Origin of the sequence: Solibacillus sp. FSL K6-1523 (assembly GCF_038005225.1) — a bacterium.
In the GTDB taxonomy this organism is placed as follows: Bacteria; Bacillota; Bacilli; order Bacillales_A; family Planococcaceae; genus Solibacillus.
Genome location: NZ_JBBOSU010000001.1, coordinates 3,475,848 through 3,499,985 on the forward strand (window position 1 = coordinate 3,475,848; position 24,138 = coordinate 3,499,985).

The window sequence follows — 24,138 nt, forward strand, 5'->3', positions numbered from 1 at the left end:
CCCATTCCTATGCATGTTCTTTTTCAGTTCGCCATTCAATCCAAGACTTTACAATTAGCGTAAGGAATGCTAGCAATGACATTAATGAAGCAAACGCAAACGCAGCAGAAAATTGATATTCGTTATAAAGTATTTCTACATGTAACGGCATTGTGTTTGTCATTCCTCTAATTCGGCCAGAAACAACTGACACAGCTCCATATTCTCCAATTGCTCGGGCGTTACATAAAATCATGCCGTACAGTAGCCCCCATTTTATTGTTGGTAGCGTTACTTGAAAAAACATTTGCCATCCATTTGCCCCGAGAGAAATAGCTGCCTCTTCTTCTGCACTTCCCTGCGCCTGCATCAAAGGTATTAACTCACGTGCCACAAATGGTAATGTGACAAACATCGTTGCAATAATAATTCCAGGTACAGAAAAAATAACTTTAATTCCCCAATCGGTAAGTAGCGGGCCGAGTACACCTCGCGGGCTAAAGAACAATACAAAAACTAAACCAGCAATAACTGGTGATACAGCAAACGGCAATTCAATGAGGGATAATAGTAGTTGCTTCCCTCTAAATTGGAACTTCGTAATACACCACGCCGCCGCTACACCGAAAATTGTATTAAGTGGTACGGTAATAATAGCTACGAATAACGTTAATTTTATGGCAGATAATGCATCACTTTCCGTAATCGCCGCAAAATAAACGGCCGTTCCTTGTTCGAATGCTTTCGCAAAAATGAATACAAGTGGTACTAAAAGAAATAAACTTAAATACAGGAACATCACAGTAATCAAAATCTGCTTCGTCCAATTTGGTTTTGATTTATTCATTACGTTTTGAATTTCGTTTTCCTTATATTTCGAAACATTTATCGTCATTAGTAGCCCACCTCCCTATTCATCTTGCAATTCATGCTTTCTGCTCCACTTTTGGAGTAAATTAATAATGATTAAGCAAATAAAAGAAACGAGTAACATCACTACCGCAATAGCTGTAGCACCTGCATAATCAAATTGTTCAAGCTTTGTCATAATCATAAGAGGGGCAATTTCTGTTTTCATTGGCATATTCCCTGCAATAAAAACCACTGAACCATATTCACCAAGCCCTCGTGCAAATGCTAGAGAAAAACCAGCTAACAAAGCCGGTAATACTTCCGGAAAAATAACTTTCATAAAAATTTGCTGTTTTGTTGCACCTAAGCTTGAAGCAGCTTCTTCCACTTCTTGCTCTAAGTTTTCTAGCACCGGCTGCACCATCCGCACGACAAATGGTAGGCCGATAAACATTAAGGCAATCATAATGCCAAGTGGAGTAAATGAAACTTTAATGCCGATTGCTGAAAAATATTGTCCAATCCAACCATCCTGTGCATACAATGTCGTCAACGCAATCCCAGCAACTGCTGTTGGTAAAGCGAAAGGTAAATCAATTAGTCCATCAATAATTCTTTTACCTGGGAACGAGTAGCGTACTAATACCCAAGCAATCATAAAGCCAAATATGCCATTCAATAATGCCGCCCCAAATGATGTGGCAAATGAAATTTTATAAGCATGCATCATCCGTTCACTCGTAACAACTTGCCAAAATTCCGACCAGCCTAGCTTTGAGGACTCAATAAACACCATGGACAACGGGATTAAAATAAACAAACTAACATACATCGTCGTAATGCCCATTGAAAGACCAAATCCAGGCAATACGTTCTTTTTTTTATGCTTTTTCTTCATGCGCTCCACCACCTAACTTTTCCCCGTCATTCATAAATGGAGTCGAATATACCCCCATCGTTAAAATGCTTTTCTTGCACTTCTTTCCAGCTTCCTAATTTATCGTTTATTGTGAATAACTGAATTTCTGGAAACTGCTCTTTGTATTTTTCCATTACCTCTTTGGAACGTGGACGAAAGTAGTTTTTCGCTACGATTTCCTGACCAACCTCTGTATATAAATACTGCAAATAACTTTCCGCCACTTCTCTCGTACCTTTTTTATCTACAACACGATCAACTACTGCAACAGATGGTTCGGCTAAAATACTAATCGAGGGTGATACAATTTGTAATTCATCTCCACCTAGTTCCTTTAAAGCCAAAAATGCTTCATTCTCCCATGTAATTAAAACATCGCCAATCCCTTTTTCAACAAAGGTTGTTGTAGATCCACGTGCCCCAGAATCTAACACCTCGACATTTTTATATATTTTCGTTACAAATTTCTGTACCTTTTTTTCATCACCATCATATTTTTCAAGTGCATATACCCAGGCAGCTAGGTAATTCCACCGTGCGCCACCAGATATTTTAGGATTCGGTGTAATAACTGAAACATTTTTCTTCGTTAAGTCATCCCAATCCTCAATGTTTTTTGGATTATCTTTACGTACTAAAAATACGATTGTTGACGTGTAGGGAGCCGAGTTGTTTTCCAATCGATTGATCCAATTTTGATCGATTAATTGTTGATCAGCAATCGCTTCAATATCGTAAGCTAATGCAAGCGTTGCTACATCTGCCTCTAATCCATCAATGACAGAGCGTGCCTGACTTCCCGAACCGCCGTGCGATTGCCTAATCGCCACCTCTTGCCCTGTTTTTTGCTCCCAATAAGAAGCAAATTCTTTATTAAACTCCTGATATAGTTCTCGCGTCGGGTCATAAGAAACATTCAATAATTTTATAGAATTAGTAGCTGCATCGTTCTTCCCATTTGAATCCTGCCCGCAAGCGCTTAATAATGCGAAGGACATTATAATGAGTGCTGCATGCCGTATTACTCCTCTTTTTTTCATCAATTTATCCTCCAGTTTTATAAATATCCAATTCAAGTTAATTAAACCTATTTGTTAAGTACGTTTTAATTGAAAATAAAAAGCTGCTCAATTTTACAGAAGGGAATCCCCTGCATAATTGAGCAGCCTCTAGTTTTCTAGTGAGCTACTTTAATTCTTAGTATTTTGATATGTATTATCATATTTCACCCTCCCCGTTTTGTCAACGTTAAATTTTAATTTTTCTGATAAATATTAAGTCCAGTTAACACGAAAGTAAGCTATACAAAAAAGCTGCTTTAGACTTTATTTGTCTAAAACAGCTTTTTCCATATTAACCGATAGAACCTTCCATCTCAAACTTGATCAGACGGTTCATTTCTACTGCGTATTCCATTGGTAATTCTTTTGTGAATGGCTCGATGAAGCCCATTACGATCATTTCTGTCGCTTCAAGCTCAGAAATACCACGAGACATTAAGTAGAATAATTGCTCTTCAGATACTTTTGAAACTTTTGCTTCATGCTCTAAAGATACATTATCATTTAAAATTTCGTTGTATGGAATTGTATCAGAAGTTGATTCGTTATCCATAATTAATGTGTCACATTCGATATTCGCACGTGCACCTGTTGCATTTTTACCGAATTTAACTTGGCCTAAATACGTTACTTTACCGCCTTGTTTTGCAATCGATTTTGATACGATTGTAGAAGACGTATTTGGTGCTAAGTGAATCATTTTCGCACCAGCGTGTTGGTGTTGACCTTTACCTGCAATGGCAATCGATAATGTCATACCACGAGCGCCTTCACCTTTAAGAATACAAGCTGGGTATTTCATCGTTAATTTTGAACCAATGTTTCCATCGATCCATTCCATTGTACCGTTTTCTTCAACAACAGTACGCTTTGTAACTAAGTTATATACGTTGTTTGCCCAGTTTTGGATTGTTGTATAACGGCAATATGCATCTTTTTTAACGATAATTTCTACTACTGCTGAGTGTAGTGAGTTTGTCGTATAAACAGGAGCCGTACATCCTTCAACATAGTGTACAGAAGCGCCTTCGTCTACGATAATTAGCGTACGTTCGAATTGACCCATGTTTTCAGAGTTAATACGGAAGTAAGCTTGCAGCGGTGTATCTAATTTAACACCTTTTGGCATGTAGATGAACGAACCACCTGACCATACTGCTGAGTTTAATGCTGAGAATTTATTATCCGTATAAGGGATTACTGTACCCCAGTGCTTTTTGAAAATTTCTTCATTTTCTTTTAATGCTGAGTCTGTATCTTTGAAGATAACACCCATATCTGTAAGATCTTGCTTCATGTTATGGTAAACTACTTCAGATTCATACTGAGCAGATACACCTGCAAGATATTTTTGTTCTGCTTCTGGAATACCTAATTTATCAAAAGTCGCTTTGATTTCTTCAGGAACTTCATCCCAAGATTTTTGCGTTGCTTCAGATGGCTTTACATAATACGTAATTTCATCGAAGTTCAATGACGCAAGATCGCCACCCCATTGAGGCATTGGCATTTCATAGAATTTTTCTAGAGCTTTTAAGCGGTAGTCTAGCATCCACTGTGGCTCTTCTTTCATACTTGAGATTTCACGTACGATTTCTTCTGTCAATCCACGTTCAGAACGGAAAATTGAAACGTCCTTATCATGGAAACCATATTTGTAATCGCCGATATCAGGCATTTTTTTCGCCATGTTTTTCTCCTCCGTTCATAAAATGAGAAGTGCTAAAATAAATATTTCTAAAGCGTCGTCATTAATGTCCTTGTGCTTTATATTACTTTAGTTCTTTTCGTTGTTTACGCCTTTTTCCATCGCTTTCCAAGCCAATGTAGCGCATTTAATACGTGCTGGGAATTTCGCTACACCTTGCAGTGCTTCAACATCCCCAAGATCATATTTTTCATCGTCGAAGTCTTCACCAAGCATCATTTTCGAGAAAATTTCTGCAAGCTCAAGTGCTTCGTCTAATTTTTTACCTTTAACAATTTGTGTCATCATAGAAGCTGAAGACATCGAAATTGAGCAACCTTCGCCGTCAAATTTCGCATCTTCTACGACGCCATCTTTCAAATTTAGCGTTAAATGGATACGGTCACCGCAAGTTGGGTTATTCATATCAATTGTCACACTGTTTTCATCTAAAGATCCTTTATTACGAGGATTTTTATAGTGATCCATAATTACGGAACGGTATAGTTGATCTAAGTTATTAAAAGACATCGCCAAAATACTCCTTCGCCGAGCGCAGTCCTGCAACTAATGCATCAATATCCGCTTCATCATTGTACATGTAGAAGCTTGCACGTGCTGTTGCAGTTACTTGAAGCCATTTCATTAATGGTTGAGCACAGTGGTGACCTGCACGGACAGCAATTCCACTCATATCTAGAACCGTTGCAACATCATGTGGATGCACATCATCTAAATTGAATGTTACTAAACCGCATCGTTTCATCGGATCAGTTGGACCGAAAATTGTTAAACCATCAATTGTTGAAAGCTGATCCATCGCGTAGCCTGCTAAATGATGCTCATGCGCTGCAATGTTGTCTAAACCAATTTCTTCTAGGAAGTCAATTGCTGCACCTAAACCAATAGCACCTGCAATAATTGGTGTTCCGCCTTCAAATTTCCACGGTAACTCTTTCCATGTTGATTCCTGTAATCCTACGAAATCGATCATTTCCCCACCAAATTCAACGGGTTCCATGTTTTCAAGTAGCGCCTTTTTCCCATATAGTACACCAATTCCAGTTGGAGCACACATTTTATGCCCTGAAAATGCAAAGAAATCACAGTCTAAATCTTGTACATCGATTTTCATATGCGGTGCTGCTTGTGCACCATCTACAACCATGATTGCGCCGTTTTCATGCGCAATTTTTGCAATTTCTTTTACCGGATTGATAGCACCTAATACGTTGGAAACATACATAATCGAAACAATTTTCGTTTTTGCTGTAATAGCTTTACGCGCTTTTTCTAATGAAATCGTGCCATCTGCTTCAAGCTCAATGTATTTCAGCACTGCCCCTTTTTCTTTCGCAAGTTGTTGCCACGGGATAATGTTCGAGTGATGTTCCATGTACGTAATGACAATCTCATCACCTTCAACGATATTTTGACGACCATAACCACCAGCCACTGTATTCAAAGCTGTTGTCGTACCGCGCATAAAAATAACTTCTTGCGTAGAAGCAGCGTTTATAAACTTACGTACCTTTTCACGCGCGCCTTCATACGAATCCGTCGCACGATTTCCAAGTGTATGCACACCGCGGTGAACATTTGAATTGTCTAAATTATAGTAATTTGTTAACGCTTCAATCACTTGGATCGGCTTTTGTGAAGTTGCCGCGCTATCTAAATACACAAGAGGATGACCATTAATTTCTTGATTTAAAATTGGAAAATAACTTTTAATATCTTTTGGTATCATTATCGAACTTTCCTTTCGATAACCTCCGTCAGCTGTTTTTTAACACCTTCGATTGGTAGTTTAGCAACAACTGGCGCAAGGAATCCGTGAATTACAAGGCGCTCTGCTTCTGCTTTCGAAATACCACGGCTCATTAAATAGTAAAGTTGAGTCGGGTCAACACGTCCAACAGATGCTGCGTGTCCTGCTGTTACATCGTCTTCATCAATTAAAAGAATCGGGTTGGCATCACCACGTGCTTTTTCAGAAAGCATTAATACGCGAGACTCTTGCTCTGCATTAGCTTTCGTACCACCGCGGAAAATATGACCAATTCCGTTGAAAATAGATTGAGCGGCATCTTTCATAACGCCGTGTTTTAAAATTTGACCGTCCGTGTTTTTACCCCATTGACGGATTAAAGTAGTAAAGTTTAATTTTTGCTCACCGCGACCAACTGTTACCATCTTGAAATCAGAAGTTGAGTTATCACCAACTAGATCTGTCGTATTTTCATAAATTGTGTTGGCATCATTCATTAACCCTAATGCCCAATCAATTTTTGCATCGCGCGCAGCATGTCCACGACGGTTCATGTAAGCTGTGAAACCTGTCGCTAAAGTATCAACCGCACCAAATGTTACTTGTGCATTATCTTTTGCGATTACTTCTGTTACAACGTTTACTTGACCTTCTGCTTGTTCAAATGTAGAAATATATGTTTCAACATATGTAACAGCTGAAGATTCTTCCGCTACAACAAGTACGTGATTGAATAAAGAAGCTTTTGCATCATCATTTACAAACACAACTTGTAATGGTTCCTCAATAACAACATTGCGTGGCACATAAACGAAAATACCGCCGTTTACAAGTGCCGCATGGTAAGCCGTTAACTTGTGCTCGTCCACTTTTACAGCTGTTGTCATGAAGTATTTTTCTACTAAGTCCGCATGTTCACGGATCGCTGTTTGAATATCCGTAAAAATAACGCCTTTATTTGTAAGCTCTTCAGAAACTTTAATAAATGCAGGTGTATTATTGCGTTGAATGTAAAGATTTTGTTGACCTTCTGTATCAATAACAGCCTTTACTTCTTCCGGTAATTCTTCCAGTGAAGCATAGGCAGCACTTTCTACAGTATGTGCTGGAAAGTCTACGAAATCCCATTTTTTAATATTCGTTCTATCTGGCTTTGGTAACTCAAGCGCTGCAGCTTTTTCTAATGCGCTTACGCGGAAATCAGCGAATGCTGCTGGTTCATTATTCTTTTCAGAGAACGAGCGTACTTCTTGTGCTGATAACGCTAATTTTGTTTCAACCGTCATCTCATTCGTCCTCCTTAATTATGCTTCTTCTGTTACAGCATCCGTGTTTTCAATGCCTAGCTCTTGTTTAATCCACTCATAACCTTCTGCTTCTAAACGTTGTGCAAGCTCTGCGCCACCCGATTTCACGATTTTACCTTGCATAATTACGTGCACTTGGTCAGGTGTGATGTAGTTAAGTAGGCGTTGGTAGTGCGTGATCATTAAGCAACCAAAACCTTCGCCGCGCATTTCGTTAATTCCTTTTGAAACTACTTTTAATGCGTCGATATCTAAACCTGAGTCGATTTCATCTAAAATACCGAAAGTAGGTTTGATCATCATCATTTGTAAAATTTCGTTACGTTTTTTCTCACCACCAGAGAAGCCTTCGTTTAAATAACGTTGAGCCATTTCTTCTGGCATTTCTAAAAAGTCCATTGTTTTATCTAATTCGCGGATGAATTTCATTAAAGAAATTTCATTGCCTTGTTCACGACGTGCATTGATTGCAGAACGTAAGAAGTCAGCGTTTGTAACACCAGGAATTTCAGATGGATATTGCATTGCTAGGAATAGACCCGCTTTTGCACGCTCGTCTACTTCCATTTCAAGTACGTTTTCACCATCGATTAATACTTCACCTTGTGTTACTTCATATTTAGGATGGCCCATGATTGCTGATGCTAATGTTGATTTACCTGTACCGTTTGGACCCATAATTGCGTGTACTTCATTTGTGTTAATTGTTAAGTTTAAACCTTTTAAAATCTCTTTTCCGTCGATTTCAACGTGAAGATCTTTAATCTCTAAAGTTGCCATTAAATTACCTCCAAATATTCATTTGCACGGTTTACACCTATGCTAATTTATTGTCACATCCAATCTTAACTGAAAAGGCGATTGGTTGCAAACAGTTTAGAATGATTTTAATTAAACTTTCCCTCATATTCTTTAATTATTCTTTTCTCCAAGTCGTTTCTACTATTAAAATAGTGTTATCTTTCAATTTGCCATTTTCAATAGAGAACATGCAAATGAGAACTGATTTCATTGGTTAAATCCTCTTAGGATACTTCAAACCAATGCCCCTAAAATGAATGGGCATTGTAAAGTTTTAGATTTAATATATAGTTTTAAGAGAATCCATCTACTTTATAGATATATGAGGTGATCAATTTGGAATTAAGACAATTACGTTATTTTGTTGAGGTGGCAGAACGTGAGCATATTTCTGAAGCGGCGGAACATTTGCGCGTTGCTCAATCCGCCATTAGTAGACAAATTGCCAACTTAGAAGAAGAGCTTGGCGCCCCACTTTTCGAGCGTGTTGGACGGAATGTCAAGTTAACGCCGATCGGGAAAACTTTTTTAGAACACACAATTGTTGCGCTCAAAGCAATTGATTTTGCAGCAAAACAAGTGGAGGAATATTTAGATCCTGCGAAAGGGACGATTAAGGTCGGTTTCCCAACAAGCCTTGCAAGCTATGTACTCCCTACGATTATTTCCGCATTTAAAAAAGAGTATCCAAATGTTTCTTTTCATTTGCGCCAAGGGTCTTATAAATATTTAATCGAGGCCGTTAAAAATCGCGAATTAAATTTAGCTTTACTCGGCCCATTGCCCAAAAAGGATGAGGCACTTAATACGACGGTACTTTTTAGTGAAAATATTCATGCACTACTCCCAGCAAATCATCTGCTCGCAAAAAGGGACAGCATTAATTTAATCGAATTGCGTCATGATCATTTCGTCATGTTCCCGGATGGCTATATTTTACACAAAGTAGCTATGGATGCCTGTAAATCTGTAGGCTTTGTTCCAAAGATCACATCTGAAGGGGAAGATATGGATGCATTAAAAGGGTTAGTTGCTGCGGGGATAGGTGTATCTTTATTGCCGGAAAGTTCACTGTATGATTCTACACCGCGAATGACGGTAAGAGTGCCGATTGCCAATCCATCAATCCGTCGAAATGTCGGAATTATCACACCAACGACACGGGTACTCGCACCTTCAGAAGAAATATTTTTGGAATTCGTTTCACAATTTTATTCTCGTGTCTCTGGATTTCAATAAAAAAATTTCCCGCAAATTATTATTACCATTTGCGGGAAGTTTTTTGATTATTTCACTACCGGTACGACTGAGCCGCCCCATTGTTCTAACATGAAGTCTTGAATTTCTTTTGAGTGTAAAGCGTCTACTAATGCTTTAATTTCTTTTGATTTTTCATTACCTGATTTAACTGCAACAATATTAATATATGGTGATTCATCACTCGATTCAATTGCAATCGAATCTTCTTGTGGGTTAATGCCATGATCAATTGCATGATTTGAGTTGATCAATACCGCATCACCCTCATCATTTTCATACATTTGCACTAATAATTCTGGCGCTGTGTTGTAATCAAATACTAAGTCTTTCGGGTTGTCTATAATATCTTTAATTTCAGCCGTTGTTTTATCAACGCCATCTTTAAGTGTTATTAAACCTTTTGCTTCGAGTAATGACAGCATACGTCCATGGTCAGCAACAGAGTTTGATAGTAATACTAAAGCACCTTTTGGAAGCTCTTCTAATGTTTTATATTTTTTAGAATAAACTCCGATTGGCTCGATATGAATTTCACCAGCATTGGCAAAATCATAATCGAAATCTGCAATTTGCGTTTCAAAATATGGAATGTGTTGGAAGTAGTTCGCATCTAAATTGCCTTCATCAAGGTCTTTGTTTGGTAAAACGTAATCTGTATACGGTTCAATCTCAAGTTCAATGCCCTGCTCTTTTAAAATTGGTGCTACCTGTTCTAAAATAAGTGCGTGTGGTGTATTTGAAGCACCCACTTTTAATGTTTCTTCATCTGAACTACATGCTGCTAAAGCTAATACTGATGCTCCTAATAAAACACTTGATAATAATTTTTTCATTTTCTTTACCTACCTTTTTTTATTTTCCACTTCACACAACATTCCTTATTTTCAGTCATCTCACTCCATTCTGAGAGTTGTTAAAACACCTCTCAGAATGGAGTAAGAAGCTCCGCTGGATGTCACAAATTCGGCAAGGAGTTCTTTGTGCTAGCACAAAGCCGAATTTGGACACAATTATGCCGAGGCATAATTGATCGCTACAGACAGGCTCTTTTATAAAGCGCGCGCCTGGAATGAAATTCGGAAATAATGCAAAACGTATTTTATATAATTACGGCCTACGCCATGAACTATCGTTTATCTACTTTTGCGGTAATGAAATCACCAATATATTGAATAATAAATACGACAATCAAAATTAAAACAGTTGCCACGAATGTCACGTCTTGGCGGTTACGCTGGAAGCCATCTAAAAACGCTGAAGTTCCAAGTCCACCTGCACCAATAATCCCCGCCATTGCCGTGTAACCAACGAGTGCAACAGCTGTTACTGTAAGCCCCGAAATTAATGCTGGTAAACTTTCTGGAATGAGTACTTTCCATATAATTGTCGACGTTTTAGCACCCATTGAACGAGCCGCTTCAATTACCCCTTTATCAATTTCACGTAAGGCGATTAACACCATTCGCGCATAAAACGGTGCCGCACCAATAATAAGTGCCGGTAAAGCCGCATTAGCACCACGAATTGTGCCAAGTAAAAATTTTGTGAATGGAATGAGTAAAATAATTAAGACGATAAATGGAATCGAACGGAAAATATTCACGACTGAACCCGTTAGAAAATGGACGATTTTATTAGCCCATAGCTGATTATCACTCGTTAAAAATAGGACAATCCCGATAATTAAACCAAGTACAAATGTTACAGCAGTTGCGACAGCCGTCATATAAACTGTTTCATAAGTTGCAGCGAGCATCTTTGCCCAATCTACATTCGGAAATAATTGCTCAATCATGTTCAATCACCTCCGTTTGAACTTTATGTTGCGCAAGTAATTCTAAAGCAGCATTAATTTGATCACTCGAACCTTCAATATGTATAAATAATGTACCGAGTGGACCACTTGTTGTATTGGAAATTTTGCCATGTACAATGTTCACGACAATATCAAATTGCTTAATGATTTGTGAAATGACCGGTTGCTCTGTTGTTTGTCCTACAAAGCCAAGCTTCACAATTTTCCCTGATGGATAGTTCGCTAAAATTTGCTCAAGTGATGCTTGCATTTCCTGCGTTTCACCAGATATTTGTGCCATAAAGTTTTTCGTTATTGGCGCTTGCGGATTTTGGAATACTTGTAGTACCTCCCCTTGCTCCACTACTTTACCTGCTTCCATTACAGCAACGCGGTCACAAATTTTCCGAATAACATGCATTTCATGTGTAATGAGTACAATTGTTAATCCGATTTTTTTATTAATATCGAGTAATAACTCTAAAATCGAATCCGTCGTTTCTGGGTCGAGTGCAGAAGTTGCTTCGTCACATAATAAAACTTCCGGATTATTGGCAAGTGCACGGGCAATGCCGACACGCTGTTTTTGACCACCTGATAATTGGGATGGATACGCTTTCCCTCGTCCTGCTAGTCCAACAAGCTCAATGAGTTCCTCTACACGTTTTGCTCGTTCTTCTTTTGGTACACCCGCAATTTCAAGTGGGAAGGCGATATTATCTTCCACTGTACGTGACCAAAGTAAATTGAAGTGTTGGAAAATCATGCTGATCTTTTGTCTTGCATCTCGCAGCTTTTTCCCAGATGCCTTTGAAATATCATTGCCATTAATAATGACCGAACCAACTGTTGGTTTTTCTAAGCCATTTAATAGTCGAATCATCGTACTTTTACCAGCACCACTGTAACCGATAATACCGTAGATTTCACCTTGTTTAATCGATAAATTTACTTGGTCTACGGCTTTTAGTTCACCGTTTTTTGTCTTATAAACTTTCGATATATTTTGTAAATCAATCATTTTTTGAACTCCTTCGATTTGAAATAACTAATTCGTTATTTTCAAAACACATTTTTTCGTGTGGGTCGATTCATTTTGTAAAGAAAATACAAAAAACCTTTCCACGACGACAAGTAGAAAGGTTTTCACACATTTATGTTGAACCGTTCTCTCATCTCTCAAAGTTAAACTTTGTGTGATTTGGCACCTTTTCATCATACAATGCTGGTTGCCGGGCTTCATAGGGCACTTCCCTCCGCCTCTCTTCATAAGAGTAACGCTATTAAGTTTTTATTTATAAATGATACTCTATCACGTTAAATTAGGAACGTCAATCATTTTTTTAATATTGCAAATAAAAACGGTACAGATTGAAACGCATATACCTTTTCCCTAATTTCACCATTGTTTGCAATGATTAAACACGGCACACTTTCCACTTGCATGTCCATTGCAAAATTGCCTAAATAATTGATATTCGCCATACCAATCGGCAAATCTGGCAGTAACTCTTCAATTACCGTTAACATTTTTGACGCTACATCACATGTCCCACATAGTGGTGTATATAAATAAAACGCACACTGCTCTCCGCTTTGTAGCTGCTCTATCCATTGTTCTTTCGTCCATTCTTCCATACTACTATCAGCCTTCTTTTACTAAAAATTTCGCATCTTTAAGAAGCTCTATTAAAACAGAAGCTGGCGTCTCTGCCACTTCAATATATTGCTTTGGAATGATTAAATGCTGCGCTTCAGAATAAGTACGATTCATCAACTTGCGCAATTTTTCTCCATTTTTATCAACATCGAACATCGTTACCATTTCATATTGCTCGTACGGCGTTAATAATGCAATTAATTCATCTTCACTTATTGTACCATTCGTGCAAAGTATGAAGACTTGTTCAGCAAGTAAAGGGGCAATTTGAAGCTTATCTGAGCGCCCTTCTACGATAATGCATTTCTCCATTATTAAACCTCCTACTTAAGCTAAAAAAACGCTAAAACCTGTATGTACAGATTTTAGCGTAAGGATTATTACTGTTCAATAAATTGAGTGTAAGCGTCTGCATCCAGTAATTCTTCTAACTCAGCTTCATTTGTTAATTCGATAACAACCATCCATGCTTGTTCGTATGGAGATTCGTTAACAAACTCTGGGTTGTCAGATAACTCTTCGTTTACTGATACAACTTTACCTGAAAGCGGTGCATATAATTCTGAAACTGTTTTAACAGATTCTACGCTACCGAATGGTTGATCTTTCGTAATATCGTCGCCAGCTTCTGGTAGCTCAACGAATACGATATCACCAAGTTCAGATTGTGCGAAGTGCGTAATACCGATTGTTGCTTTGCCGTCCTCAATTTTTACCCATTCGTGCTCTTTAGTATATTTCAATTCTTTTGGTGTGTTCATGATAACCCCTCCAAGTAATATGTAGTATATTCATGTTCAGTTTGCCATAAATCGTTCGGAAATTCAATATGTTACACGGTTTATTTCCAAGTTTCTAAGAAGTCAGACTCCTTAAATCCTAATGTTAATTTTTTACCATCTGTAACGAGTGGTCGTTTAATTAACATACCATCCGATGCTAGTAATGCTAATTGTTCCGCTTCAGTCATTGTTTCCAATTTATCTTTCAAACCAAGCTCACGATACTTTATGCCTGACGTGTTGAAAAACTTCTTCAAAGGCAAGCCACTCTCTTTATAAATTGCAGCTAACTCCTCTACAGTAGGTGTTTGTTCGACGATATTTCTAATTTCATATGTAATCCCATTTTCATCGAACCATTTTTGTGCTTTTTTACAAGTTGTACATTTTGGGTATTGAATCAATTGAATTGTCATAAAAGTGCTCCTTTTTTGCAATCTACTTTCTTCTATTATATCGGATTCACTTACACAATTCAAAAATCGGATGCGGCGTCCCACATCCGATCTGGCGTCCTGACACAATTATGCCAAGGATCCATTACTTACTTATACAACATATTTTGCCGCTTCAATTAATTTAACTGATGCTTCACGTTTTTTCGGAATAAGGTTGTAAGGATTATTACGAGTTAATTTACGTAATGCCGATAAGATTATACGTCCTGCATCCCCTTCAACTGTCGCAAGCAATGTTTCTTTTGCTTCTTTTTCGATTTCTGCAAATGCTTCTTGGCAGAAAATTTGCGTGTACAGAATCTTTTGTGCAGCTTTTTCTTCCCCATCACGTGCGATTGCTTTTTGTGTACGGATGACTGCTGATTCCATTGCGTATAATTGGTTGGCGATATTCGCAATGTTCACTAATACTTCTTGCTCTTGATCTAATTTAGCACCAAAACGTTGTGCTGCCGCGCCCGCCGCAAGAACCGCAATTTTCTTCGCGTTTTTCACTAAATATTTTTCTTGCTCTAATGCCGCTTCGCCAATTTCTTCAGGCATTAGCATTAATAATTCATTTTGTAAGTCTTGTGCTACTTGTAATAACGGTAATTCACCTTTTAATGCTTTCTTCATGAATGTACCTGGTACGATCATGCGGTTAATTTCATTTGTCCCTTCAAAAATACGGTTAATACGAGAATCACGGTAAATACGCTCTACTTCATATTCAGCCATAAAGCCGTAACCACCATGCAATTGAACGGCTTCATCTGCCACATAATCTAATGTTTCTGAACCGAATACTTTTGCAATCGAACATTCAATTGCATACTCAGCAATCGCACCTGCTACTGCCATACCATCTTTTTGCTCTTCATCTGATAGCTGGTTTAAGCGATCTTCGAAGTAACCAACTGTACGATAGTTTAATGATTCTGATGCATAAATATGTGATGCCATTGTCGCTAATTTTTCTTTCGTTAAATTAAAGCTTGAAATCGGTGTTTTGAATTGTTGACGTTGATTTGAATAGGCTACCGCAAGCTCAAATGCACGTTTTGAAGCACCTACTGTACCTACTCCAAGTTTATAGCGACCAATGTTTAAAATATTGAAGGCAATAATATGGCCACGACCAATTTCACCTAATAAGTTTTCTACTGGTACTTCTGCATCCTCTAAAATTAATGTACGCGTTGAAGAAGATTTAATCCCCATTTTCTTCTCTTCCGGACCAACCGAAACGCCCTTATATGAACGCTCTACGATGAATGCCGTGAACTTTTCACCATCAATTTTCGCATAAACTACGAACACATCTGCAAATCCTGCGTTTGTAATCCATTGTTTTTCACCATTTAAAATGTAATGTGTGCCCGCTGCGTTTAATTTCGCCGTCGTTTTCGCACCTAATGCATCCGAACCTGAACCTGGCTCTGTTAACGCATAAGCAGCGATTAACTCACCTGAAGCTAACTTCGGTAAATAATGCGATTTTTGTGCGTGATTTCCGAATAAAACAATTGGTAATGAACCGATTCCAACGTGAGCTCCATGAGTAATCGAGAAACCACCTGCTGGCGACATTTTTTCTGCGATAAGTGCAGAAGAAATTTTATCTAAACCAAGTCCTTCATATTCTTCTGGCACATCTGCAGCAAGTAAGCCGAGGTCACCTGCTGTTTTTAATAAACGTACCGAATGCTCGAACTCATGATTTTCTAAATTTCCAACGACTGGTAATACTTCGTTTTCCACATAGTCCTGAGTTGTTTGAGCAATCATTTTTTGCTCATCTGTGAAATCCTCTGGCGTAATGACACGATCGATTTCAACGTCCTCGATTATGAAGCCGCCACCTTTAATAATGTTTGTTGTTTTTTCCATGATAAATTCCTCCCCTATGGTCTTTGTGATTGGTGATAGCCTACTAACTATTTCCCCTGAATCAAAATGTGTGCTTGCATATTCCGTTACGGGCGGACGCTTTCCGCGGGCACGGCTCCAACTAAATGTTTTCGGAAGGTATTCCGAAAACATTGGATTTTAGGCCAACACGATGTTGGTCACAAAGGCGTTGTCACAGGACGTGACGGTTTTAGCCTTTGTTCCTATGGTGCTGTTCCCGCAGGAGTCTGCCGCCCTCCACTCCATACGCTTTCAAAGTTTTCCTATTTGATCAAAATGTATTTCGAGATTGAACTAACAAATAATTAACAATTACAATACTTCAAACACCCCAGCTGCCCCCATGCCGCCGCCGATACACATTGTTACAACACCGTATTTGCCGCCGCGTCGTTTTAATTCGTTAATCAATTTCACAGTTAAAATCGTACCTGTTGCGCCAAGTGGGTGTCCTAAAGCAATGGCACCCCCGTTGACATTCACTTTATCGATATCAATGCCTAGTTCACGTACAACTTGGATCGATTGTGATGCGAATGCTTCATTGATTTCCCACAGGTCGATTTGATCTTGTGTTAAACCAGCAATTTCTAACGCTTTCGGAACGGCTACAATTGGACCAATTCCCATTACTTCCGGTGGTACTCCCCCAACTGCAAATCCTAAAAACTTCGCAAGTGGCTGGATACCTTGCTTTTCAGCTTCTTCACGGTCCATTACGAGTACTGCCGCTGCACCATCCGATGTTTGAGAAGCATTCCCCGCTGTAACAGATCCTTTCACATGGAAAGCTGGGCGTAATTTTGCTAAGCCTTCCATCGAAGTACCAGACCGTACCCCTTCATCCGTATCGAAAACTACTTTCTTTTCTTGTAATTTATTATTCTCGTCAACTGTATATTCTATTACTTCAACAGGTACGATTTCGTCGAGGAATTTTCCTTCTTTAATCGCTTTTTCAGCTAATTCATGTGAACGTACTGCGAAAGCATCTTGCTCTTCACGGCTCACATTATAGCGTTTAGCAACTTCTTCCGCCGTATGCCCCATCCCGATATAGTATTGTGGCGCTTCTTCTGCTAGCTTCGGATTTAAACGAACTGTATTTCCTGTCATTGGAATCATACTCATCGATTCAGTACCACCTGCGATAATCGCTTTTGAGTGACCGAGCATAATTCTTTCCGCAGCATAGGCAATTGTTTGTAAACCTGATGAACAGAAACGGTTAACCGTTAGAGCCGGTGTTGTATCTGGCAAGCCTGCTAATGCACCGACTAATCGTGCAACATTCATCCCTTGCTCCGCTTCAGGCATCGCACAGCCCATAATTAAATCATCAATCGGACCTTCATAGCCCGCACGTTTTAACGTTTCCTTTACTACTACTGCACCAAAATCATCCGGACGTGTATTGGCAAGTGTCCCCTTTTTTGCACGTCCTATTGGTGTTCTCGCTCCTGCAACGATAACGGCTTCACGCATAACGATGTATCCCCCTTGTTATAAGCTAGTGACTCTAATTGCCACTTAACCTGAAATATTAGTTACGTAATGGCTTCCCTTTTACAAGCATGTGCTGCATACGCATTTGTGATTTTTGATCAGCTACTAAACTTAAAAATGCTTCTTTTTCAAGATTTAATAAATAGTCTTCCGAAACTTCTGTTCCATATGGTACTAAGCCACCTGCAATGACGTACGCAAGTTTTTTAGCAATTTTTAAATCATGCTCACTAATAAATCCAGAATCATACATCCCCTGTGCACCTAATAATAATGTTGCATAACCTGGTGCCCCAACTACTTTCACAGCCTTTTTAATTGGTGCTGTGTAGCCTGCATCTGCAAGTGCTAATGCTGCTTGCTTCGCATCATAAATTAAGTGATCTGGATTAACAGAAATCCCATCAGCAAAATCTAAGAAGTTATTTTCACGTGCTTCCTCGCCCGAAGTCGAAACTTTCGCAAGTGCAACTGTTTCAAATACTTTATTCGCAATCGCTTGGTAGTCCATATCAACGCCATTTGGTAAACCTTTCAAGAATTTCTCATACAGCCCGATATTTCCGCCACCACCTGGAATTAGACCAACACCAACTTCTACTAAGCCGATATACGTTTCTGCTGAAGCTTGAATATGTGCAGCAGGTAAACATACTTCCGCTCCGCCACCTAGCGTCATTTGGAATGGCGCTGCTACGACTGGTTTTACGCTGTATTTAATACGACGCATCGCTTGCTGGAAAGCGCGGATGACAAAGTCGAGTTCAAAAATATTATCATCTTGTGCTTCCATTAAAATCATGCCTAGGTTCGCACCGACACAGAAGTTTTTGCCTTGATTTCCGATTACGAGACCTTTATAGTTTTTCTCCACTTCATCAATGGCGAAATTGATCATTTGGATAATATCTAAACCAATGGCATTGGATTGTGAATGGAATTCTAGTAATGCAACACCATCTCCTAAATCTATTAAACTAGCGCCTGAATTTGATTTAATGACCCCATGTTTTTTCTTATAGCGTCTTAAATCAATTGCTTTTTCATTTACCGGGACTTTCACATATTCTGTTCCATTGAAGTAAGCTAAGTCACCTTCAATTTCCGAATAGAATGTTGTGAATCCGTTATTTAATAAATTTGTAACAAAGGCAGGAATTTCGCGTCCTTCTTCCTTCATTTTAGCAACGGATTTTTCTACACCAATAGCATCCCACATTTCGAATGGTCCTTGTGCCCAGCCAAAGCCCCATTTCATCGCATTATCAATCGCTAAAATGTCATCTGCAATTTTGCCTGTCAATTTTGCCGAGTAAATTAACGTCGGTGCAAATGAATTCCATAAAAGTTCTCCCACACGGTCATTGGCATAAATTAATGTTTTTAATTTGCCACCTGGTCCTTTTGCTTGCTTTGCCATTTCTAATGAAGGAGCGGCAAGTTTTTTCGGCGGTTCATATTGCAATGTCGATAAATTTAATTGTAATATCTCTTTTCCTTCTTTTTTGAAGAAACCTTGACCCGACTTTGCACCTAACCAGCCATTTTCAACCATTCTTTTTAAAATTGGCGATTCTTCAAAAACAGCCTGTTCCTCGCCTGTCGTTTGGTCATAAACATTTTTTGCTACATGGATAAACGTATCTAACCCGACAACATCTAACGTACGGAATGTCGCTGATTTTGGACGACCGATAATTGGGCCCGTTACCGAATCAACCTCACTTACTGTATAATTGCGAGCAATCATTTCCTGCATCGTTACAAGTAAGCCATATGTACCGATACGATTGGCGATAAAGTTCGGTGTATCTTTTGCAATGACAACCCCTTTACCAAGGACATCTTCTCCAAATTGTTGCATAAAGCTTACAACTTCTGGTTTCGTCGTGTTTGACGGGATGACTTCTAATAATTTTAAATAACGCGGCGGATTGAAGAAGTGTGTGCCAAGGAAATGTGCTTGGAAATCTTCTGAACGTCCTTCTGCCATCGCATTAATGCTTACCCCTGATGTATTGGATGAAATAATTGTGCCTGGTTTACGAATTGCATCAATTTTTTCAAATAGTCCTTTTTTAATTTCTAAGTTTTCTACAATAACTTCGATGATCCAGTCAACATCTTTTAATTTGTCTAAATCATCCTCGAAATTCCCCGGTGTAATTAACGCTAAATTCCCCTTTGCTGAAAGTGGTGCTGGCTTTTGTTTCAATAATTTTTGCATTGCTCCGTTAGTGAAACGATTTTTCACCGCTTTGGAATCTACTGTGAATCCTTTTGCAATTTCCGCGTCTGTTAGCTCTTTTGGTGCGATGTCTAATAATAATGTAGGAATCCCGATATTTGCTAAATGTGCTGCAATACCTGAACCCATTACCCCTGAACCTAATACCGCTGCTTTTTGAATTTTGTAAGACACAAGCACTTCCCCCTTCTCCCTTGAATGAACAATCATTCATTTTCAAATGAAAAAAAAACTTCAAACAGCTTTTCTGTTCTTAGTGTAGTTTATATTGGTAAATTCCGCAATATATTTCTCTAAATTTTCTCAATATTTATTATTCTACTTTAATAATTGCTCTAAAAAGTTACTAGGTTACACTTTTTGAAGTTTAAATCCTTTTCGTAATTGTTGATTGTGTGTAGAATGGGCATAAGGAGCGTGATTAAAATGCAAGAAATTACAACAATTGAACAATTTAACGAACTAACAGGTACAGACAAAAAAGTATTACTTAAGTTTTTCGCTGGTTGGTGCCCCGACTGCACACGCATGGATATGTTTATCGATCCAATTATTGAAGAGTACTCTCAATATGACTGGTATTCAATTAACCGCGACAACTTCCCAGATTTAGCGGAGAAGTATCAAGTAATGGGGATTCCTTCATTATTAATCTTCCAAAATGGTGAAAAATTAGCTCACCTACACAGTGCAAACGCAAAATCACCTGCACAAGTAGAAGAATTTTTAAACGCACAAGCTTAATAAAATGAAAAAGTGGATCTAAAAGGGGTTTCCTTTGGATCCGCTTTTTTGTTGCATTAAATCCCTTCATAAAGATGGGAATTTTCTATCAATCTTTAAATTTGTCATTGGCATCAATCCGTAATACAATGGGTTACTGTGCGAAAATTTCTATATTAAGAAAGGATTTTATATGACTTCAGATCAACGAAAAAAATTAGCATTATTAATGTTAAATATGTTTATTGCAGTCGGGAGCTTTGGGATTATTATTCCAATCATTCCCGCTTATTTAAAAGGAATTGGACAAGGTGGAACGGCGGCAGGATTAATTATCGCCATTTTTGCTTTCGCTCAATTTTTAGTTTCTCCGATTGGTGGGAAATGGGCAGATAAATATGGACGTCGCCCGCTCATTAATGCTGGATTACTTATTCTAGCTATCTCTATGTTTATGTTTTACTTTGCAGATTCTATTGTTTTACTATATATTTCACGCGCAATCGGCGGGATTGGCTGTGCGCTTTTAATCCCGGCAATTTATGCTTACGTTGCTGACATTACAACAATGGACCAGCGTGCAAAAGGAAATAGTTTTATTTCAGCAGCAATGTCTTTAGGTATTGTGATTGGACCAGGTATTGGCGGATTTTTAGCTGATTACGGTTTAAAAGCACCTTTACTTGTTTCAGCAATCGTTGGATTATTAGCATTTGTCGTGTCGTTCTTCACATTGCCAGAAAGCTTAACTGAAAAAATGGACATATCGAACGAATCAAATCAGTCGATGATAAAAGACGTACTTTTATCGGTGAAAAAGCCGTTCTTCATCCCATTAGTCATTACTCTTATTATGAGTTTCGGATTAATGGCATATGAAACGGTGCTTGGCCTATATGTAAACGATCAATTCGGTGCTACACCACAGGAAATTGCCTTTATGATTACCGCAACAGGTTTAGTTGGTGTAATTATGCAGCTGTTCGTTGTAGACCGTATTGTAAAATTAATTGGCGAATTAAATGTTTTGAAACTATTTTTAATCGTGACAGCAGTTGGTTTTTTACTGTCAATTATTGCAGGGTCTTATAAAATGTTCTTTGCCATTTCATTAATGATTTTCCTTGCTACCTCAATTTTGCGACCTGTACTAACAACGCTTATTTCAAAATTAGCAGGCAATGAACAAGGTTTTGCGATGGGGATGAACAATGCTTATATGAGTATCGGCAATATTTTAGGACCGCTACTTGCAGGTGCACTTTACGATATTCGAATTTTATTACCGTTTATCGCAGGTTTAATTATTTTAATCTTAACAACTATTTTCACATTCATGTGGAAAGGTGCAAAGCTCAATTAAAATTGTAAGAAAACAGGAAAAGCTACCCGATTATTAAATTTGTCGGGTAGCCTTTTTCATTTAATTTAATTTACCATCTGTATAATATTCATTCCCTTGTTCATCCACAATCGTTCGATCATCTTTTCGTGTGAACTGTACTGCAAACCCACTATCACCTGTAACAAAGTAGTTTTCGCCATCTACGCGAATTTTTATATTTGTATATATTTGTTCTGACTTCCCATTAGCCCCTACGTCTTTTGGAGCCAATTTAATTTTCAAATCATTGCCGTAAAATTCATATTGATTATAATAATTTGCTCGATTAATAAACACTCTATTTTGGAGATTGTTTTTCTTCGCATCAAAATGTAATTCCGATGTTGATAATTGATTAAAACCCTCCAACAAATAATAATTTGATTTTTGGAAGTAATTATCATCATATTTCAGCAATACGTTTGGACCCCTCATATCCACACTGTAGAATGGAATCGGACCATTTAACTTTGCGTGTTCGAAAATATTGGCACTTACTAATTCCCCATCTCGAACCGTTACAATTTTTGCATCTTGCCCGCCCCAAAAGTAGACTGGTTCGTCATGAAAGTCTATTTGATAAGGTCCTTCCTTCCTAGCATCCTTCCTATCTTGTAAATCACCATAAACGATTTGATAATTTCCAGTGGTCTGTTTAAAAAGCAATGTAATATTCATTCCTTTTTCATCAATTATTAAATATCCACCCGAACCTGAACTCATCGTGTAAGTAGCAGAAGGTCCATCACTAAAAATACCTATATCTAAAAACTCGCCTTCCATCGTTTCCATGACACGCAATGTTCCTTCCTCATCTTTTAATTGGTGTAATATTGTCCCATCAGCAAATATTCCTTTTTCGTATGCTTGTTGTTTGGACTTCAATTCAAAATTCAACATCTTTGGCGCATTGTCGACCGTCCGAAATTCCAAATCAATCGACCGCGGTAATTCAATATCATCATAGGCATAAAATAATTGTTGCTCATTTAGCTCAATTTTCCCCGTCGCTTTCACATACTGAATTTCATTTAAAAAATCGCGTTCATTAGCGGTCAGTTTTATATAAAGTACAATTCGCTGTTCCTCATCGATCGTCTTTACAATTTCAAAAGGTTGTTCCAAATCAAAAATACTATACTCTTTCAACACCATTTCCACATCTACATTCGCCACTTTCTGAATCGCCTTCACATCTTTTCGGTAAATGGCATCAAAATAGTTTTCTACAACGATCCGCTGCTCCTCTGTCGGCAAGCTCGGCTCCACTTCTTCCGCTGTTTGTATATTTTCAGCTGGCAGGAAATATAGGGTAAACCCAAGCACAAGCATCGTGCAAAGTATAATTGCAGGCTGAATCCATTGTAGTGATTTGCGCGTTTTTTTCTTTGTTAACACCTTTTCCACAAATGTATCATTTAATAACGGGTCCTTACCAATTGCTTCATCAATGGCTTGCTTTATGCGAGAATTCGTCATCCCATTCACCTTCCTCTAATATGAATTTTAATTTCTCCCGCCCACGCCTTAATCTTGTTTTCACTGTGTTACTTGATATATTTAACAGCTGTGCAATTTCCTCGATATTGAATTCTTTGTAATAATATAAAATAATGACTTCACGATATTTTATAGGAAGCTGTAAAATCGCTTGACCGAGCTGCGCATTTTCAGTCAGTTCCATTACCTGCTGCTCGGCTGATTTTGTGCCTTGGAAAACTTCCCTAATTTTATTCGTTAAAATGGTATTTTTATAGCTCCAACTGCGTAAGTAATCATAACTACGATTTATCGTCAGCCGATATAAATAAGTGCGGTAAGTTGATTCACCACGAAATTGCTGCTGTTGCTCAAATGCTTTTAGCAATACATCTTGTACAATATCTTCAGCAACTTGTATGTTTTTCACATATGTATAGGCAAGCCGTAACAGTTCTTCTCCGTGCTTTCGAACAAATTGGTCTAGCTGCATAGTAGACACCCCCTTTATTTCGGTTTAACGTTAGACGGAGCACTCCCAATTATAGTTTCAAATAAAATCAGCATTTTAAA

The 24,138-nt window shown here is 38.3% G+C and carries 23 protein-coding genes and 1 riboswitch; of the genes, 3 read left to right on the plus strand and 20 right to left on the minus strand.

Annotated elements, in window-relative coordinates:
• Positions 1-7: 7 nt before the first annotated feature.
• The 8 genes from cysW to sufC all read right to left on the minus strand — a co-directional run bounded on the left by cysW (position 8) and on the right by sufC (position 8,356).
• Positions 8-826 (minus strand): sulfate ABC transporter permease subunit CysW, encoded by an 819-nt coding sequence (gene cysW, locus MHI10_RS16870; RefSeq protein WP_340789277.1) that lies wholly within the window; start codon positions 824-826, stop codon positions 8-10.
• Positions 827-889: 63 nt separating this feature from the next.
• The gene (gene cysT / locus MHI10_RS16875; RefSeq protein ID WP_340787409.1) at positions 890-1,729 is read right to left on the minus strand and encodes a sulfate ABC transporter permease subunit CysT; all 840 of its coding nucleotides are present in this window, start codon (positions 1,727-1,729) and stop codon (positions 890-892) included.
• Between the two features lie 26 nt (positions 1,730-1,755).
• The gene (locus MHI10_RS16880; protein ID WP_340787410.1) at positions 1,756-2,790 is read right to left on the minus strand and encodes a sulfate ABC transporter substrate-binding protein; all 1,035 of its coding nucleotides are present in this window, start codon (positions 2,788-2,790) and stop codon (positions 1,756-1,758) included.
• A 313-nt stretch (positions 2,791-3,103) separates the two neighbouring features.
• Positions 3,104-4,501, minus strand: coding sequence for a Fe-S cluster assembly protein SufB (gene sufB, locus MHI10_RS16885; protein WP_340787411.1), 1,398 nt, complete (start codon positions 4,499-4,501; stop codon positions 3,104-3,106).
• A gap of 87 nt (positions 4,502-4,588) precedes the next feature.
• Positions 4,589-5,029 carry a Fe-S cluster assembly sulfur transfer protein SufU gene (gene sufU / locus MHI10_RS16890; protein ID WP_340787413.1) on the minus strand — a complete coding sequence of 147 codons (441 nt, stop codon included), beginning with the start codon at positions 5,027-5,029 and terminating at the stop codon, positions 4,589-4,591.
• Entirely contained in the window at positions 5,019-6,248 is a 1,230-nt protein-coding gene (locus MHI10_RS16895; RefSeq protein ID WP_340787415.1) for a cysteine desulfurase, read from the minus strand. Before MHI10_RS16895 ends, sufU begins: the two co-directional genes overlap by 11 nt.
• Positions 6,248-7,555 carry a Fe-S cluster assembly protein SufD gene (gene sufD / locus MHI10_RS16900; protein WP_340787416.1) on the minus strand — a complete coding sequence of 436 codons (1,308 nt, stop codon included), beginning with the start codon at positions 7,553-7,555 and terminating at the stop codon, positions 6,248-6,250. The genes MHI10_RS16895 and sufD overlap by 1 nt, the downstream gene beginning before the upstream one ends.
• Positions 7,556-7,573: 18 nt before the next feature.
• Positions 7,574-8,356, minus strand: a complete 783-nt coding sequence (gene sufC, locus MHI10_RS16905; protein ID WP_340787418.1) for a Fe-S cluster assembly ATPase SufC — start codon at positions 8,354-8,356, stop codon at positions 7,574-7,576.
• A 357-nt stretch (positions 8,357-8,713) separates the two neighbouring features.
• Between sufC and MHI10_RS16910 the strand changes: the two genes are divergently transcribed.
• Positions 8,714-9,616, plus strand: coding sequence for a LysR family transcriptional regulator (locus tag MHI10_RS16910; RefSeq protein WP_340787419.1), 903 nt, complete (start codon positions 8,714-8,716; stop codon positions 9,614-9,616).
• 47 nt (positions 9,617-9,663) lie between these two features.
• On the opposite strand, the gene MHI10_RS16915 is transcribed toward MHI10_RS16910, so the two are convergent.
• From MHI10_RS16915 to MHI10_RS16960, 10 genes are all read right to left on the minus strand, one after another.
• Positions 9,664-10,470 (minus strand): MetQ/NlpA family ABC transporter substrate-binding protein, encoded by an 807-nt coding sequence (locus MHI10_RS16915; protein ID WP_340787420.1) that lies wholly within the window; start codon positions 10,468-10,470, stop codon positions 9,664-9,666.
• A 293-nt stretch (positions 10,471-10,763) separates the two neighbouring features.
• Complete coding sequence (locus tag MHI10_RS16920; RefSeq protein WP_340787422.1) at positions 10,764-11,432, minus strand: methionine ABC transporter permease; 669 nt, start codon at positions 11,430-11,432, stop codon at positions 10,764-10,766.
• Entirely contained in the window at positions 11,425-12,453 is a 1,029-nt protein-coding gene (locus tag MHI10_RS16925) for a methionine ABC transporter ATP-binding protein (RefSeq protein ID WP_340787424.1), read from the minus strand. The genes MHI10_RS16920 and MHI10_RS16925 overlap by 8 nt, the downstream gene beginning before the upstream one ends.
• A gap of 148 nt (positions 12,454-12,601) precedes the next feature.
• A riboswitch (SAM riboswitch) is annotated at positions 12,602-12,707 on the minus strand.
• A 60-nt stretch (positions 12,708-12,767) separates the two neighbouring features.
• Complete coding sequence (locus tag MHI10_RS16930) at positions 12,768-13,070, minus strand: thioredoxin family protein (protein ID WP_340787425.1); 303 nt, start codon at positions 13,068-13,070, stop codon at positions 12,768-12,770.
• Between the two features lie 7 nt (positions 13,071-13,077).
• Positions 13,078-13,404, minus strand: a complete 327-nt coding sequence (locus MHI10_RS16935) for a toprim domain-containing protein (protein ID WP_340787427.1) — start codon at positions 13,402-13,404, stop codon at positions 13,078-13,080.
• A gap of 68 nt (positions 13,405-13,472) precedes the next feature.
• A complete protein-coding gene (gene gcvH / locus MHI10_RS16940) occupies positions 13,473-13,853 on the minus strand; it encodes a glycine cleavage system protein GcvH (protein WP_340787429.1) in 381 nt (126 codons plus the stop codon).
• Between the two features lie 80 nt (positions 13,854-13,933).
• Complete coding sequence (locus tag MHI10_RS16945) at positions 13,934-14,290, minus strand: arsenate reductase family protein (protein WP_340787430.1); 357 nt, start codon at positions 14,288-14,290, stop codon at positions 13,934-13,936.
• Between the two features lie 132 nt (positions 14,291-14,422).
• The gene (locus MHI10_RS16950; RefSeq protein WP_340787431.1) at positions 14,423-16,204 is read right to left on the minus strand and encodes an acyl-CoA dehydrogenase family protein; all 1,782 of its coding nucleotides are present in this window, start codon (positions 16,202-16,204) and stop codon (positions 14,423-14,425) included.
• A gap of 333 nt (positions 16,205-16,537) precedes the next feature.
• The gene (locus MHI10_RS16955) at positions 16,538-17,710 is read right to left on the minus strand and encodes an acetyl-CoA C-acetyltransferase (RefSeq protein WP_340787434.1); all 1,173 of its coding nucleotides are present in this window, start codon (positions 17,708-17,710) and stop codon (positions 16,538-16,540) included.
• A 58-nt stretch (positions 17,711-17,768) separates the two neighbouring features.
• The gene (locus MHI10_RS16960) at positions 17,769-20,153 is read right to left on the minus strand and encodes a 3-hydroxyacyl-CoA dehydrogenase/enoyl-CoA hydratase family protein (protein ID WP_340787436.1); all 2,385 of its coding nucleotides are present in this window, start codon (positions 20,151-20,153) and stop codon (positions 17,769-17,771) included.
• Between the two features lie 252 nt (positions 20,154-20,405).
• On the opposite strand from MHI10_RS16960, the gene MHI10_RS16965 reads away from it, so the two are divergent.
• Positions 20,406-20,723, plus strand: a complete 318-nt coding sequence (locus MHI10_RS16965; protein ID WP_340787438.1) for a thioredoxin family protein — start codon at positions 20,406-20,408, stop codon at positions 20,721-20,723.
• Positions 20,724-20,895: 172 nt separating this feature from the next.
• Positions 20,896-22,065, plus strand: coding sequence for an MFS transporter (locus MHI10_RS16970; RefSeq protein WP_340787441.1), 1,170 nt, complete (start codon positions 20,896-20,898; stop codon positions 22,063-22,065).
• Between the two features lie 60 nt (positions 22,066-22,125).
• Here MHI10_RS16970 and MHI10_RS16975 read toward each other — a convergent pair whose 3' ends face one another.
• On the minus strand, positions 22,126-23,565 hold the full coding sequence (locus tag MHI10_RS16975; RefSeq protein WP_340787444.1) for a hypothetical protein: 1,440 nt from the start codon (positions 23,563-23,565) through the stop codon (positions 22,126-22,128).
• Positions 23,534-24,058: a sigma-70 family RNA polymerase sigma factor gene (locus tag MHI10_RS16980; RefSeq protein ID WP_340787447.1), complete on the minus strand. Its 525-nt coding sequence runs from the start codon at positions 24,056-24,058 to the stop codon at positions 23,534-23,536. The genes MHI10_RS16975 and MHI10_RS16980 overlap by 32 nt, the downstream gene beginning before the upstream one ends.
• Positions 24,059-24,138: the final 80 nt, after the last annotated feature.

Excerpts from the sequence above, each read along its gene's own strand:
- cysW (WP_340789277.1), bottom strand. The coding sequence starts at position 826 with ATGAATAAATCAAAACCAAATTGGACGAAGCAGATTTTGATTACTGTG.
- cysT (WP_340787409.1), bottom strand. The coding sequence starts at position 1,729 with ATGAAGAAAAAGCATAAAAAAAAGAACGTATTGCCTGGATTTGGTCTT.
- MHI10_RS16880 (WP_340787410.1), bottom strand. The coding sequence starts at position 2,790 with ATGAAAAAAAGAGGAGTAATACGGCATGCAGCACTCATTATAATGTCC.
- sufB (WP_340787411.1), bottom strand. The coding sequence starts at position 4,501 with ATGGCGAAAAAAATGCCTGATATCGGCGATTACAAATATGGTTTCCAT.
- sufU (WP_340787413.1), bottom strand. The coding sequence starts at position 5,029 with ATGTCTTTTAATAACTTAGATCAACTATACCGTTCCGTAATTATGGAT.
- MHI10_RS16895 (WP_340787415.1), bottom strand. The coding sequence starts at position 6,248 with ATGATACCAAAAGATATTAAAAGTTATTTTCCAATTTTAAATCAAGAA.
- sufD (WP_340787416.1), bottom strand. The coding sequence starts at position 7,555 with ATGACGGTTGAAACAAAATTAGCGTTATCAGCACAAGAAGTACGCTCG.
- sufC (WP_340787418.1), bottom strand. The coding sequence starts at position 8,356 with ATGGCAACTTTAGAGATTAAAGATCTTCACGTTGAAATCGACGGAAAA.
- MHI10_RS16915 (WP_340787420.1), bottom strand. The coding sequence starts at position 10,470 with ATGAAAAAATTATTATCAAGTGTTTTATTAGGAGCATCAGTATTAGCT.
- MHI10_RS16920 (WP_340787422.1), bottom strand. The coding sequence starts at position 11,432 with ATGATTGAGCAATTATTTCCGAATGTAGATTGGGCAAAGATGCTCGCT.
- MHI10_RS16925 (WP_340787424.1), bottom strand. The coding sequence starts at position 12,453 with ATGATTGATTTACAAAATATATCGAAAGTTTATAAGACAAAAAACGGT.
- MHI10_RS16930 (WP_340787425.1), bottom strand. The coding sequence starts at position 13,070 with ATGGAAGAATGGACGAAAGAACAATGGATAGAGCAGCTACAAAGCGGA.
- MHI10_RS16935 (WP_340787427.1), bottom strand. The coding sequence starts at position 13,404 with ATGGAGAAATGCATTATCGTAGAAGGGCGCTCAGATAAGCTTCAAATT.
- gcvH (WP_340787429.1), bottom strand. The coding sequence starts at position 13,853 with ATGAACACACCAAAAGAATTGAAATATACTAAAGAGCACGAATGGGTA.
- MHI10_RS16945 (WP_340787430.1), bottom strand. The coding sequence starts at position 14,290 with ATGACAATTCAATTGATTCAATACCCAAAATGTACAACTTGTAAAAAA.
- MHI10_RS16950 (WP_340787431.1), bottom strand. The coding sequence starts at position 16,204 with ATGGAAAAAACAACAAACATTATTAAAGGTGGCGGCTTCATAATCGAG.
- MHI10_RS16955 (WP_340787434.1), bottom strand. The coding sequence starts at position 17,710 with ATGCGTGAAGCCGTTATCGTTGCAGGAGCGAGAACACCAATAGGACGT.
- MHI10_RS16965 (WP_340787438.1), top strand. The coding sequence starts at position 20,406 with ATGCAAGAAATTACAACAATTGAACAATTTAACGAACTAACAGGTACA.
- MHI10_RS16970 (WP_340787441.1), top strand. The coding sequence starts at position 20,896 with ATGACTTCAGATCAACGAAAAAAATTAGCATTATTAATGTTAAATATG.
- MHI10_RS16975 (WP_340787444.1), bottom strand. The coding sequence starts at position 23,565 with ATGACGAATTCTCGCATAAAGCAAGCCATTGATGAAGCAATTGGTAAG.
- MHI10_RS16980 (WP_340787447.1), bottom strand. The coding sequence starts at position 24,058 with ATGCAGCTAGACCAATTTGTTCGAAAGCACGGAGAAGAACTGTTACGG.